At 53.9% G+C, this 13,905-nt stretch carries 10 protein-coding genes; 8 read left to right on the plus strand and 2 right to left on the minus strand.

The window, feature by feature from the left end:
* Positions 1 to 92 precede the first annotated feature (92 nt).
* From Q1B21_RS17420 to Q1B21_RS17440, 5 genes are all read left to right on the plus strand, one after another.
* Positions 93 to 896, plus strand: a complete 804-nt coding sequence (locus Q1B21_RS17420; RefSeq protein ID WP_299891453.1) for a class I SAM-dependent methyltransferase — start codon at positions 93 to 95, stop codon at positions 894 to 896.
* A gap of 193 nt (positions 897 to 1,089) precedes the next feature.
* Entirely contained in the window at positions 1,090 to 1,635 is a 546-nt protein-coding gene (locus Q1B21_RS17425; RefSeq protein WP_299891456.1) for a hypothetical protein, read from the plus strand.
* 353 nt (positions 1,636 to 1,988) lie between these two features.
* Entirely contained in the window at positions 1,989 to 2,456 is a 468-nt protein-coding gene (locus Q1B21_RS17430) for a hypothetical protein (RefSeq protein ID WP_299891458.1), read from the plus strand.
* A gap of 124 nt (positions 2,457 to 2,580) precedes the next feature.
* The gene (locus Q1B21_RS17435; RefSeq protein ID WP_299891461.1) at positions 2,581 to 3,681 is read left to right on the plus strand and encodes an efflux RND transporter periplasmic adaptor subunit; all 1,101 of its coding nucleotides are present in this window, start codon (positions 2,581 to 2,583) and stop codon (positions 3,679 to 3,681) included.
* An 8-nt stretch (positions 3,682 to 3,689) separates the two neighbouring features.
* Entirely contained in the window at positions 3,690 to 6,818 is a 3,129-nt protein-coding gene (locus Q1B21_RS17440) for an efflux RND transporter permease subunit (RefSeq protein WP_299891463.1), read from the plus strand.
* Between the two features lie 74 nt (positions 6,819 to 6,892).
* On the opposite strand, the gene Q1B21_RS17445 is transcribed toward Q1B21_RS17440, so the two are convergent.
* On the minus strand, positions 6,893 to 8,773 hold the full coding sequence (locus Q1B21_RS17445; protein ID WP_299891466.1) for a heparinase II/III family protein: 1,881 nt from the start codon (positions 8,771 to 8,773) through the stop codon (positions 6,893 to 6,895).
* 1,039 nt (positions 8,774 to 9,812) lie between these two features.
* Positions 9,813 to 10,676: a LysR family transcriptional regulator gene (locus Q1B21_RS17450; protein WP_299891468.1), complete on the minus strand. Its 864-nt coding sequence runs from the start codon at positions 10,674 to 10,676 to the stop codon at positions 9,813 to 9,815.
* Positions 10,677 to 10,783: 107 nt separating this feature from the next.
* On the opposite strand from Q1B21_RS17450, the gene Q1B21_RS17455 reads away from it, so the two are divergent.
* Genes Q1B21_RS17455 through Q1B21_RS17465 form a run of 3 tightly spaced genes read left to right on the plus strand, consistent with a single transcriptional unit; the run spans position 10,784 to position 13,864 of the window.
* Complete coding sequence (locus Q1B21_RS17455) at positions 10,784 to 11,938, plus strand: ABC transporter ATP-binding protein (RefSeq protein WP_299891471.1); 1,155 nt, start codon at positions 10,784 to 10,786, stop codon at positions 11,936 to 11,938.
* Between the two features lies 1 nt (position 11,939).
* Entirely contained in the window at positions 11,940 to 12,905 is a 966-nt protein-coding gene (locus tag Q1B21_RS17460) for a carbohydrate ABC transporter permease (protein WP_299891473.1), read from the plus strand.
* A complete protein-coding gene (locus Q1B21_RS17465; RefSeq protein WP_299891475.1) occupies positions 12,902 to 13,864 on the plus strand; it encodes a carbohydrate ABC transporter permease in 963 nt (320 codons plus the stop codon). Before Q1B21_RS17460 ends, Q1B21_RS17465 begins: the two co-directional genes overlap by 4 nt.
* The last annotated feature ends 41 nt before the right edge of the window (positions 13,865 to 13,905 follow it).

Raw genomic sequence — 13,905 nt, forward strand, 5'->3', positions numbered from 1 at the left:
CTATTGCGCGGAATGATTGATAACACCACAGGCAAGTTCGCCTTACGCTCAATTCGCTTGACCTGACCTGCTGCAAGATATTCTGTGACTTTGTGGAGTATGATGGAAATACGCTGACGGACCTTAATGCGTTCTATTCTAAGAACGATATTTCCCTTTGGAAACAGGTTATTGGTGATGACCTGCACTATCATTTCGGCGATTTCAGCAATACAGAAGATCCGGCAGAGGCACTGCGCCAGACTGTCAGGAATTTCTACAGCGCGATTCCCTTCGGCAGCAACTTGCTGGATGCAGGTTGCGGCTGGGGCGCCCCCGCTGGCCTGCTCGCCAGAGAACATGGATGCAATGTCACCGGGATAACTATTTCGTCCATGCAGGCAGAATATTGCCGGAATCTCGGTCTCAACGCTCACCATATGAACCTGGAAGAGTTCGAAACAGAGGCAACTTTTGACACCGTTCTGTTTCTTGAGTCGTTTGAACACATAGTAGAGAAAGCGCAACTGCTTAAACGCCTGCAATCTAAGTGTCGCCAGATCATTATTTCATCAAATGCATGGGGTGATGGAAACGCTATTTATAGACCAACGTTTGGTCTGTCCTCGGCTGTGTCCACCCCGCTTGAATTGTGCGCGCTATTGCGACATTGCGGGTACGAAGTACAGTCCATACGAGACAGAAGGCCACAATCTCTGCCGACGCTGCGCTACTGGAAAGACAATTTTGATCGTCTGGGCGAAAAGGTGCGAATTGACTCCCAGTTGCGCGTTTTGAAGGACTACACGAACTGGATTACCGCATCCCCAGCAAGACTTCAGGAATTCGAACAAAACGCGCCGCTTGTCGATATTGTTGCAAGATCCAGTTCGGTCGATGGCGGTTGTTCGGCTTGAGCTCATGATGCGGGTTTTTACAGGATTTCGATTTCGATTCATGGTTGTTTGGTTAAGGCTGCCTCATGTTTCTTGAAACACGCGACTGGCCACGCACACTTAATGGGAACGAACATGTTATTAGAACCATGTTCTTCATTTACACGTCTGTTCGCCTCTATCCGAATGCAGCACGCCACTTAGGGAGTAAGAAATGAAAACGTCAGTCAGATTTTTTGGAACCGCCATAATAGCGAGCGTGATCGCGACTACGGTCGCGGCGCAAACATCGGAGGATAAGAACGGGCCTGAAAGTTTTTTGTTTGTTCAGCATGCAGATAAAGCGACACTCGCGGATGATACTCTAACACTGACGGGCTCAGATCGGCACATTATCGTATTTTCGGATCGACCGCATCGTGCTTCGGGCATGATCCCCGTCGCTGAACTTGTAAAGCACTGGAGCGAGGGAGAGGACAGCTTTGCTTCTGATCCGCCCAATGCCGCTTTGGTTGGTCAGTTGGATGACGGCAAACCAGTCTCATTGATCGTCGAATTAAGTGAGCCCGTACTGAGCGAGGGATCGATCAGCTATCAGTACAGCATTATCGAAGGAGAAGACCAAGGTGACATCAAAAACCCATATGTTGTGATCGACACAAGCTTTTTGGATGTAAAACTGGTGAATTCAATTGGTGCCGCAACCCAACTATTAGGAATGGGAGGGAGTCAGTCGGACTTTGAACCTGTTGACGACTAGGTCCAGGGCACAAAACCAATCGATGACGATTGGCGCGCGCGATTGCAGAGGGGAAGGTTGACCTGCTTTCTTTGAAGGCTGCACCTTTGGGGAAGCCGTGTTCAGGTTGGCCTCCATTTGACCGGAGAACATATTCGTGCGGCGTCAAGCCGGCCACCTGCCCCTGTTTCGTATGATTGGTTTTCACGCCAAGAACGAATTAGTTATTCTTAATTTAACCCAAAGATTGAATGGGGGTCTCACAGCGTAGTACGTGTTTCGCAGGTTTTTTAGTCCAGCACCCGAACATCCTGCTGCGATGTTTCGACAGCAGGCAAAGACAGGACTGATCATCTGAATTGCGGAGAATGAGCATGAGGAAATTACTTCTAACACTTGTCGGAACAGGTGCGATGATCGCGTCGATGGCGCATGCCGATGGCTCGGATAAGAAAACCTACCTATTTGTTGAATCCGCAAGCAAAGCAGAACTCGCAGATGGAAAACTGGTTCTATACGGCGTCGATGATGAAGTGCCGGTCTTTTCAGACCGGCCCTATCGCAGTGCAGGCGTCATTACACGCGATCACTTTTTTGATGTCTGGAGCACAGGCCAAGACAGTTTTGACGCAAACCCGCCAAACGCAGCGTTGTCGGGTGAGGTTGACGGCAAATCCCATGTGGTGATCATCGAAATCTCGTCCCCAGAGATAGAAGGGGAAAGAGTCTCATACAGCTACAACGTGATCCAGGGTGATGAGATGCCATCACTGGATAATGTGGTCATGTTCATCGACAGTTGGCGTGAGCCCTACACTGGTCCGTTTGGTGGTTTGCCATAAAAATCGCCTGTGGATGAGCGCTAGTAAATCGGCCACCCAGCCAAACAATATTTACGTTGCGCAGATTCAAAGAGCCATGAATAGTAATCTTGCGGCTATGTAACTGCGGATGATCGAGCACCGGATGAAGACGACGAACCTGTTATTTTGCACCCTGATTGGTATTGGTTTGGCGGGTCTCGCCAGTGCGCAGTCAAAGCCTGCGCCGCCAAGTGTGGTTGTAGCTCGGGCAACGATGCAAGAGCTGCAGAAACAGGATGAATTTGTAGGACGCGTCGTTGCTGATCAGAGCGTCGATTTGCAGGCCCGTGTTGAGGGTATTCTCGAAGAGGTCAATTTTACGGAAGGCGGAACCGTTAAAAAGAGCGATGTGCTGTTCCGGATCGAAAAGAGAAAATACGCAGCAAGCGTTGACAGCGCACAGGCCGCGTTAAACAGCGCTCAGGCCTCGGCACAAAGCGACAAAGCAAACCTGGACCGGCAACAAACATTGTTTAACAAAGGCGATATTCCGCAAGCTATTCTGGATACCGCCAAAGCGACGTATGCCGAAGGTCAGGCGGCTGTGGATGAAGCGATTGCAGATCTCAAGATCGCACAAATAGATCTCAACTATACCGAAATTGTCAGCCCCTTGGACGGACGGATCGGATTGTCTGCGGTCGATGCGGGCAATATTGTTGATTCCGACAGTGGAGTTCTTGCGACAGTTTCAAGTATCGATCCAATATTGGTGAGTTTTTTTGTCAGCGAACCTGTGTTGCTGCGCGAACGTCGAAACGGCTCCATCACACAGAGCGATATAAAACTGTCGACGCAGATCACGTTGGCTGATGGTGGCGTTTTTCCCTCGGATGGCAAAGTCACCTACGTCGGCGATAGTGTCGGTCAGGACACGGGCACCGTCGAGTTGCGGGCTACATTTGCCAATCCGGACGGGAGTTTGATCCCTGGACAAGTTGTCACTGTTTCCCTGAGTGGCTCGGAAGACCCGAAGGTACTGACGGTGCCGCGCAATGCCGTACAATTCGACAAGCAGGGTTACTTTGTGTTTTCCGTTGATGGCAAGAACACTGTTCATCGTATGAACATCGAAATCGGCACCCAGTCCGCGACCAGAACTCAGGTTAAGTCAGGGCTGAAGGAAGGTGACCGGGTCGTTGTGCAAGGTTTGCAAAAAATTCACGATGGCTTGGTCGTAAAACCAGTCGACAGCCAGAGTTAGGTAAGGGATTGATCTCTCACTACTTCATCAACAGGCCGCATTTCGCCGCTGTTGTCGCGATCTTGATGGTACTTTTTGGCGCGGTCTGTGTTCGACTTATACCCATTTCGGAATATCCCGACATCGCTCCGCCGCAGATTTATGTTCAGGCCAATTACCCTGGTGCCGACGCGCAGGTTATTCAGGAATCTGTTGCAACGCCGATCGAAGAGCGTGTGAACGGGATCGAGGGCATGTTGTACATGCAATCCAAGAGTTCGAATGATGGCAGCTATGACCTAAACATTTCGTTTGAACTGGGAACAGATCCCAACGTCGCTGCAGTTGAGGTGCAAAACCGGATCGCGCTCGCCAGTGCGGAATTACCATCGGATGTTCAACAGCAGGGCATCGAGGTCACAAAACAATCCGGAAACATGATCCTGGTGATCAACCTGACTTCTCCAGACGAATCCCGGGATGAGCTTTATCTGAGCAACTATGCGGCCGAGTTCCTGCATGATCCCCTGCAACGCCTGCCAGGCGTCGGCGGCGTTTCGCAATTTGGTCAGTTGGAATACAGCATGCGGGTTTGGATCAATCCGGTTCGCATGGCTGCGCTGAATATCACCGCGGCAGAGCTAGCAGACGCCATTGAAAAGCAGAATGTCGTTGCAGCTGCTGGACAAGTCGGAGCCCCACCATTCGGAGAGGCACGAACGGATTTTCAGTTCAAGTTGCGCGCAGAAGGTCTGTTGCGGGAAGCAGAGGAATTTGGACGGATCATCGTGTCGACGGGCGAAGACGGATCAGTCACGAGACTGGAAGATGTCGCCCGGATCGAACTGGGCTCTGCCACTTATGCCGGGTCGTCGCAACTGAATGGTCAGGACACAGCAACAATTGCTGTGCATCAGGAAAGCACGGCCAACGCGTTGGAGATATCGGACAGCATTCACGCCCTGATGGAGGAGCTTTCCAAAAAATTCCCTGACGGTGTCTCGTACGAGATTACCTACGACGTGACGGATGCTGTTCGCGTGTCGATAGAAGACATTCTCAAAACCCTTGCGCTCACAGCGGGTTTGGTGATCGCAGTGACGTTCTTCTTTTTGGCGAGTTTTCGAGCAACCATCGTCCCTGCCATTGCGATCCCGGTGTCACTGCTTGGTGCCATTGCTCTGATCTATGCCATCGGGTTCAGCGCAAATATGATTACGCTGTTTGCATTGGTGCTCGCCATCACGCTGGTGGTGGACGACGCGATCATAATCATTGAAAACGCCGAACGCATCCTGAACGAAGATGGCCTGGACCCACGCGAGGCCACCTTGAAGGCGATGTCGCAGGTTAACCGGCCTATCATCGCAACCACCTTTGTTCTTGCCGCTGTGTTCGTGCCGGTATGCTTCTTTCCCGGAGTAACCGGAACGATCTACTATCAGTTTGCTGCGACAATTATCTTCGCGTTTGTGCTGTCCGCTGTGAATGCGCTGACCCTTGCTCCGGTGCTGTGTGCCATGGTCTTGAAGTCTGGGGCCAAGCCGATTGGCTTGCTACGTTTTGTTCCTGCAGTGATTTTATGGATCAGAACGCAATATATGCGTCTCGTAGTGCTCATGCTGCGATACCTCGCGATCTCGCTGTTTGTTTTTGCAGCAGCCGTTGGCGGAACGATATATCTCTTCAAAACCGTCCCAACCGGTTTAATCCCACAAGAGGACAACGGTGTCTTGCTGGCGGCTATGGCATTGCCCGAAGGTGCGTCGCTCCAGCGCACTCAGGCTTTCATGGCAAAGGCTGGCGCTATTATCGAAAAGACTGCGGGAGTGGACACAGTGACCACAGTGTCCGGTGCAAGTATGCTGGCTGGTGGCCGCTCAAACGCTGGTATGGCGATTGTGACACTCAAACCCTGGCATCAACGAAAAAACCCGAACCTGCATTGGAATGCCATAATGCAGGATTTGGACCAGCAACTTGCCACGTTGCCCGAGGCCGAAAGCTATGTTTTTCCGTTTCCCACCATTCACGGCTTGGGGTCAACAGGCGGTATTTCAGTCGAACTTCTGGACCTTGAAAAAGGCGATGGTGAAAAGCTGGAATCGGTGATGAGTGCTTTTGTAACAGCATTGAATGCTGCTCCAGAATTTGTCCGGGCACATGGCAGTTTTTCAGGGCAGACGCCGCAATACCGGCTCTCGCTGGATCGGGATCGGGCCGAGGCGCTGGGCGTTAACGTTTCAGATATATTCACAGCGTTGCAGGCCAATCTCAGCACGTATTTTGTCGATAACTTCATTCTGTCCGAGCGGGTTTATTGGGTAGTTATCTCGGCTGATGCCCAATATCGGCAAACGCTGGATGACGTGGGCAATATCTATGTCAAAAACAGCGCGGGCGACTCACTGCAACTTCGAAATTTCGTAAGCAGCGAACCGGTCCTCGCGCCAGATGCGATCCCCCGCTACAACCTTTTCACAGCAGCGTCGATCAGTGCGCAACTTGCAGAGGATATTAGCTCGGGTGCAGGAATTGCAGCGATGCAGAGAATAGCTGACAAAACACTTCCCGACGGGTTCCGGATCGAATGGTCGGGTGTCACGCAAGAGGAAGTGAAGTCTCAGAATTTGGTGCCCTACATTATGCTCTCTGCCCTTGTGCTGGCTTACCTGTTTTTGGTGGTTTTGTACGAAAGCTGGGTTCTGCCTTTATCGATCATTACATCGACAGTCTTTGCGTTGTTGGGCGCGCTGATACCTCTGGCCCTGTTTCCGTTTTTGACCAGCAATATCTTTGCCCAAGTGGGAATGGTGTTGCTCATTGGTTTGGCCGCTAAGAAAGCCATCATGGTTGTTGAGTTCGCAAACCAGCAGCGCCTGTCCGGCGCAAGCATTCGTGATGCGGCCCTAAAAGCAGCAGAGATCCGGTTCCGGCCTGTCACAATGACTGGCTTGTGTTTTATTGTCGGGGTTCTTCCACTGGTGTTGTCCAGCGGGGCAGGTGCAGCGGCACGGGTTTCGATTGGCTATCCCGTCCTGTTCGGCATGATACTCGACAGTACGCTGGGACTATTGATGATCCCGGTTTTGTACGCCGCGTTTCAGGCGCTTAGAGAGTATCTGGTCCGCCTGAGACCTCGTGCCAAACACATGTGACGCTTGGAAACTGGGTGTGTAGCCACTCCAGCCGAACCGAATGATCAGATGATGCCCGGCACCTGAAAACAGCGCTATTCGCTCGGGTCGGATCTCGACAGAGTCGCCTGCAACCGCCACTCGCTAAGCGGGACAATTGTCTTGTCAGTTGCGCTCTTGATGCTTTCAAACGTAACGGCGATCGTTTGAAGGGTGTCGGCGTTTTGAACACCTAAATCGATCATTAATCTGCTGACACCGGTATTGGGGTTCTGATCGGCACAATCCGAGTTGTACGGTGTTTTGCAAGGATCCGCTGAACGCAAAGTAAAACGGCCCTCTGTTGGAGAAAGAATGCGCGCCAATAGCTCTTTGCCATCCTTACGCAGGATAGCAGTCTGCCCATCAACATGTATCTGCGCATCGGTATGCATGGTCCAGGATACAGGTTCACTATGGCCTCCTTTAATTTCGTCCTGAACCAAGACCGTTTTTCCTTCGATCAAGGCAATGCCGCGTCTAACTGCACCCACGGGCTGGGCATACGGTTCTGAAAGGTCTGCGATTGCAAAGGTGAAATCAGGAAACTGCCCAAACTCTTCGATCTGGGCGCGACCGGTCGTCTGCTGATTAGCAGAGCTAAAGGTCAGTGTGTTTTGACCGATGGTGGCGGTGCGATAATAGTCAAATCGCTTGTCGGTGAAGTAACCCGGTAAGTGATAGTTTCCGATCCCAAGATCAACCGCCCATCGCACGCCATCGGCTTCAAGAACGAATGTTCCCGCATCGAGGTTATTGTGGTGACTGCGCAGTGGCCCCGCCTTGAAGCCGACATAGGTTGCCTGCCGGTCATCCCAAGCCGTCCTCATCGTCACAAGTCCTAGCCCACCAAACCAGAATGAATGTTGCCGTCCGTCGACCGGCTTAGGCTTGGAATTCTGCCGCCAGATCAAATCCAGCGCAATGTGTGAAGAAGGTTTGGAGCCGGCGACACGAAGGTTGTAGTCAGACCGGTTAAAATGCGATGCAAGCCATGTCAAAGCAACCAGATCCGTGTTTGTGTCGCTGTCGCCGTAGTTGAACAACATGCCGGTCGGCCCCGTCGCATGTGTAAGATAGTCACCAAAATTCGCAATTCCGTCTGTTTTAGACAAATCAAAATCGTGCCCAAGGACAGTTTCCAAAGACGTAATCGCTATGGCCGCATCCCGCGCAGACAACGCGCCATACATGGGTCCTTCTGGCCACGCCCCATCCGGAGCGAACATGGCAAACCCATTTCGGAGAGAGGTCTGAGCACTTTCGATAATCTGTGTCGCAAGCTCTGGCTCAGCTTCAGAGACCGCAAGGGCTGCGACGATCATTCCGGTATTGCAGATGATATTCCAATTAAACGACGCGACTGGCCAAGTGATATCTGCAGTTGCAGTACCATCCGGCAACGTTGTTGGAACCGGCGTCGGATGCACCCAACGCTGCGGTACAACCCATCCCTTGTCGAAATAGACCTTGTCCAGCTCATAGATCCTATTGGCCTCGTTCAGCGCTTTGTTGATAAGGGCCGATCTGATTGCGGAGTGTTCGTTTTCGTCAAGTGTTTCACCGATCCAACTGTAGCCGAGCGCAACCGCCAACGTCACTCTGCTTAAGCCCAGAAAGTGCTCCGGATGCCAAGTTTCCAGGTCTGCAAGTTGCAGGAGTTCCAATTTGGTTCGATCTGCATATCGCTTGTCACGGGTTAGTCGCCACGCCATGCCAAGCGTTGTCAGGCGTTCAACCGGCTTCTGATCAAACCCAACAAGCCCGTTTTGCAAATTGGTTTCATTTGTTCTGAGCGCCTCCACAATCGTGGGTCTATCCAAATAAGCCTCAGCGGCTGCAAGCAACGCTTTGTAGTCCGAAGCGATAGCCGCATCGGTCGTCCGTAGGGTTTCAACTCGTTCAACGACGTCATCGGTCAGAATAACGCGGCACAACCGTTTCGGACCTGGCACTAATGGTGAAGACAGCAGTCAGGAACGGGGCTGCAAAGACGGTTAATAGCTGCGACAAATCCTTGCCGATGACTGAGATCACCAAGAATGCCTCCTTTATCCTAACGATGACCGAGGGGTCATCAGCGTCAAAATGTTTCAGTCGAAGCGACCTTTTCCAACTCAGACGATCACTACAAATGCTGTGCTCTGCAGCTAGGCTCGAGAAGAATTCGCAGTCGCACTTTATGGTTCACAAGTCAGAGATGCCTGTCTGTATCGTCTGATGGGATGGAAGGGCTTTGAGTCGCAAATGGCAAGTCTTGTGCATCAAAGAAAATCTCGTGTGTTTGAAATCAATGCCTTATATGCGAGGGAATGGCAAAACTATGTGTCGCCCCACAACCCTTGGCAGGCGACACATAGTTCTGCCACCAGCGACAGAACCTTGCCATTTTCGCCTCACTTCCTTCATCCAGCACCTAGACCGATTTCAATGATCCTGACTTCCCTATTGGGAAAATCAGGGCTGATTTGCAGATCAGACGCCGAAGGCGCCTGTTCCTGCTAATCTGCCAAGTGGCGAACGCGGATGGGGCGAGGCAATGCTATTCGACAATAGTGGTGCGACCCGCAGGCGCAGCCGAGGACACGGTGTTGTCTAATAGGGTTGCCCGAGGGGGAAGGCAGCGTCTTACCCCTGATGGCCAGGGGCGTTTGGCTTGTCCAAATCCCGCTGGCCCCAAAACAAGTGCGGCGGAGCTGGCTGCGCCTTTACTTTTTTGGCCAGAACACTTTGCTTTTCTAGAAAATGGGCGGAAAGCTGTCGTTCGCTGCAGTTGCGAAAAACATAGTAGCCGACGACAAAGTGGACATTGAGCGGTCGCCGATCATGTTATCAGATGATGCAGCGGTATCTCCAAGATCGGCAATGAGCCCAAACCGTAGGTCGAAAACCTTTGCCGCATGGGCGCGCAGCGCAAAGATCGGCGCAAGGGCGCGAGTCTTCTTGCTGGCCCGCAGCGATCAAGTCGCCATTCTTTCACGCAACAGCAGCGTTGATGAATTCCGCCACCAGTTTCAAACGGGTGCGGTCCTTGGTTGCAATCAGATATGTATCCTGGGCGTCCGGCATCTCGCGAATGGCGACCTGGGCGATGTTGTCCTGAATCAGGCTGCTGTTGCGCAGAAACAAGGCCACACCAATGCCCTGAAGCACGGCTTCGCACATCAGAGGAAAGGTTGTCATGGTGACAGTTCGGGTCAGCGCAATCCCATGACTCTTGCATGTCTGACTAAGCAAACGCTGTGTCAGCGAACCTTTTTCCGGCACGATCAGCGTCTCCTGTTGCAGATCGCTCAACGATACCTCGCCCTGCTGCGCAAGCCAGTGATCCGCGGGACAGTAAAGCACATATTGCGCTTGCTCGATATGGATGCGATCCCACGCATCGTGTTCCGGCGCATCGGTGATCAGGCCGACATCGGCCAACCTGTTGCGGATCATCGTTGTGGCGGTTGTCCAGTCATGCAGGCCGAAATCAACACGGATATCAGGAAAGTGTTGCCGGAACCGGGCAATGATCTTTAAGGCGGGTTGTGGCGCATTGCCGATGATTTTGAGTCTGCCCTCTCGCATGGCGTTGTAGCCTTCCAACCGTTCCGAGACTTCCGCGTCCAGGGCGACCATACGATCGGCAAGATCATAAAACTCCTGCCCGGTGGGCGTGAACTCGACCCCGTCACGGCCGCGTAAGAGCAACAGCGTGCCAACGGTCTTTTCAAGTTTGGCAATATGCTGAGTGATTGTGGACTGCGTCACGCCAAGCCGGGCGGCAGCTGCCGAGAAGCTGCCTTCTCGGACGACATAGGCGAAAGCTTCGAACTGATGGTGGTTCGGGTGCATGATTGTTCCTTTCACGCCACCCATAGGGCCTATCGGTTTCACTAATATGACGTCACAAAAGTTAAGTGCGGCCCGCCTATCTCTTCCCAGTGCCGAGGGGGGATCAGATGGCAAATCTAAAGGTAACATCGGTTACGAAGCAGTTTGGCGAAACGCCCGTTCTCAAAGGCATAACGCTGGATATCGCGGATGGCGAGTTCGTGTCACTGGTCGGACCATCGGGCTGTGGCAAATCCACCCTGCTTCGGATTATCGCCGGCCTTGAAGCGCCGACAGGCGGCACTGTCGCAATTGGCGACATGGATGTCACAGGAATGCAGGCTGCGGATCGCAACCTGTCCATGGTGTTTCAGTCCTATGCGCTCTACCCGCATCTGTCAGTGGCGGAAAACATTGCTGTACCCTTACGCATGCGCGAGGTGACCGGTCTGCAGCGCCTGCCGGTTATTGGCGGTCTCATGCCCGGCGCGCGGGGCCAGAAGCAAAGCATCGCAACCTCTGTGGCACGCGCTGCCGACAGGCTTGAGATTGGTGGGCTTTTGAATCGCAAACCGGGACAGCTATCCGGTGGCCAGCGTCAACGCGTGGCCTTGGGGCGGGCGTTGGTGCGTGACCCGGCTGCATTCCTGCTGGACGAGCCGCTGTCAAATCTTGATGCGAAACTCCGCGTTCAAACACGTGCCGAGATTGCCGAGCTTCATCGCGCCCTGAACGCGACGTTTATCTATGTGACACATGATCAGGTTGAGGCGATGACCATGTCTGACCGGATCGCCGTTATGATGGGCGGGGAAATCCTGCAATGTGCCGCGCCCGAGATCATCTACGAAGACCCGGACGATATTCGCGTGGCCGAGTTCATCGGCTCGCCCAAGATCAATATCCTTCCGCTTGAGCGATACGGCTCGGACCTCTCTCTTTTTGGCAGGTCCTTGGATTGGCACGTAACGCAGGACAGCCCTCAGGTCATGCAGCTTGGCCTGCGGCCCGAGGCGCTGCATCTGACGCAAAGCGCGCCGCGTCTGCGGGGCCGGGTTGCGCATTTCGAAAACCTCGGCTCGGAAGTGTTTGCCCAGATCGCGCTAGAAGACGACGCGATGCGGGTCACGTTGCGCGCAACGCCCGCGGAACGGCAGATGCTGGGGCTTGGCGCTGAAGTCGGTTTGGCCTTCGACACGCGGTCCGCAATGGCTTTTGACGCCGACGGAAAGCGACTGCGCAAGATCGAAGCCATGGCTGGCGTGACAAGCGAGGTCGCGTGATATGGCCGTGAGTGACGCAGTCGCGGCTCTCCCCGCCAAGCCGGAAAACAGGCAGGCGCGGACGGCATGGGGGCTGACGGCCCCGGCGCTTGCCTTGATGGTATCGATCCTGCTGGTCCCGGTGATTGTCGCCGGCATTCTGTCCTTCACCAATTACTCACTGGGCAATCCCGGTTTCGATTGGATCGGCACGCAGAATTACGAGCGGCTTTTCACCCGCTCGACCTATGAAAAGATGTTCATCGCGACATTCACCTATGTGGTGACGGTTGTCCCGATTTCGGTTGGTTTGGGGTTGGGCGCAGCGTTGCTTGTGCATTCGCTGGGCCGGATAGGGGATATTTACAAGACAATCTATTTCCTGCCGGTCATGGCGACGCTTCTTGCCATGGCAATTGCCTGGGAATTCATGCTGCACCCGACGATTGGCATGGTGAACCGCACGCTGGCCATGGCCTGTGGGACGTGGTTCGAGGTGATCCCCTTCTTTGCCAATGGCTGCGCGGAGGGCTTCCCGCTCTGGCTGGGCGATCGCGATTACGCCATCTGGGTCGTGTGTTTCATCGGCATCTGGCAAGGGTTCGGGTTCAACATGGTGCTGTATCTGGCCGGGCTTACCTCGGTGCATCGCGAGCTTTACCACGCCGCCGAAATGGATGGTGCAAAGTCAGGTTGGGAGAAGTTTTGGCTGGTCACCTGGCCTGCGCTGGGGCCCACGACCGTCTTCGTGGTCACCATCTCGTGCATCCGCGCCTTTCAGGTCTTTGACACGATCGAGGCCTTCTGGCCGCAAGGCGGTGGGCCCAACAAATCTGCCTATGTGATGATGTTCGCCATCTTCGAGAAAGGCGTGCAACAGAACCTGATCGGGATCGGGTCAGCCATCACCATGCTGTTTCTGGTCTTCGTGATGTTCCTGACCCTGATCCAGCGTTGGCTGGTGGAACGAAAGGTGCATTACGGATGACACGGGGCTGGTGGAAACATATGGTGCTGATCCTCGGCGCGATTATCGTGCTGGCACCGTTCTATATGATGCTCAGCTATTCGCTCAAAAGTCCGGGCGAGATTGACCGGGGGGTCGGCGGCTTCTTTGGTCGGCAAGAGATGATGGTTGATCCGCGCTGCGTGGCGCTGCGCCAGCCGGACCGCGCGGATATCGATGCGGCGCGGGCGCGCTTTCCCGGACAGGATGATGCGGGCATTCAGGCCGCTCTGCAGGCCGAGACCGAGACCGCATGCTCGATGCGCCCGGTTGTGTTCAACTACACCAAGGCCTTCACCGAGGCGCCCCTGATGCGCTATCTGTTGAACGGCGTGATTGTCACAGTCTCGATCTTTCTGATCCAGATTGTCGTGGCCCTGCCTGCCGCCTATGCGCTTGCCAAGCTCAGGTTCTGGGGCCGCGAGGCGGTGTTTGGGCTGGTGCTGTTCTGCCTGCTGATCCCGGTTCACGCCATTGCCTTGCCGCTTTACATCATGCTGGCCAAGCTGGGACTGACCAACACCTATGCGGCACTGGTGGTGCCCTGGACGATCTCGGTCTTTGGCATCTTCCTGATGCGCCAGTTTTTTATGACCGTGCCGGATGACCTGATTGATGCGGCGCGCATGGATGGAATGAGCGAGCTTGCCATTGTCTGGCGCGTCATGCTGCCCACGGCCATCCCGGCGCTACTGGCCTTTGCGATCTTCAGCATCGTCGCCCATTGGAACGACTATTTCTGGCCGCGCATCGTGGTGACCGGGAACCGAGATCTGTTCACGCCCCCCTTGGGCCTGCGCGAATTCAAGGGTGACGGGGACGGGTCGTTTTTTGGTCCGATGATGGCTACCGCCACCATCATTGTCACACCGCTGATCGTCGCGTTTCTGATCGCACAGCGCCGCTTTATCGAGGGGATCACATTGTCTGGAATGAAGTAAGGCGGGATCGCTCCCGCCCTACCCATAGCCCCGCAAGGGGA

The organism is uncultured Ruegeria sp., assembly GCF_947504215.1.
GTDB lineage: Bacteria > Pseudomonadota > Alphaproteobacteria > Rhodobacterales > Rhodobacteraceae > Ruegeria.

Bases quoted from the DNA above. Each gene is read 5' to 3' on its own strand.
- Q1B21_RS17425 (WP_299891456.1), top strand. From the start codon at position 1,090: ATGAAAACGTCAGTCAGATTTTTTGGAACCGCCATAATAGCGAGCGTG.
- Q1B21_RS17430 (WP_299891458.1), top strand. From the start codon at position 1,989: ATGAGGAAATTACTTCTAACACTTGTCGGAACAGGTGCGATGATCGCG.
- Q1B21_RS17435 (WP_299891461.1), top strand. From the start codon at position 2,581: ATGAAGACGACGAACCTGTTATTTTGCACCCTGATTGGTATTGGTTTG.
- Q1B21_RS17450 (WP_299891468.1), bottom strand. From the start codon at position 10,676: ATGCACCCGAACCACCATCAGTTCGAAGCTTTCGCCTATGTCGTCCGA.
- Q1B21_RS17455 (WP_299891471.1), top strand. From the start codon at position 10,784: ATGGCAAATCTAAAGGTAACATCGGTTACGAAGCAGTTTGGCGAAACG.
- Q1B21_RS17460 (WP_299891473.1), top strand. From the start codon at position 11,940: ATGGCCGTGAGTGACGCAGTCGCGGCTCTCCCCGCCAAGCCGGAAAAC.
- Q1B21_RS17465 (WP_299891475.1), top strand. From the start codon at position 12,902: ATGACACGGGGCTGGTGGAAACATATGGTGCTGATCCTCGGCGCGATT.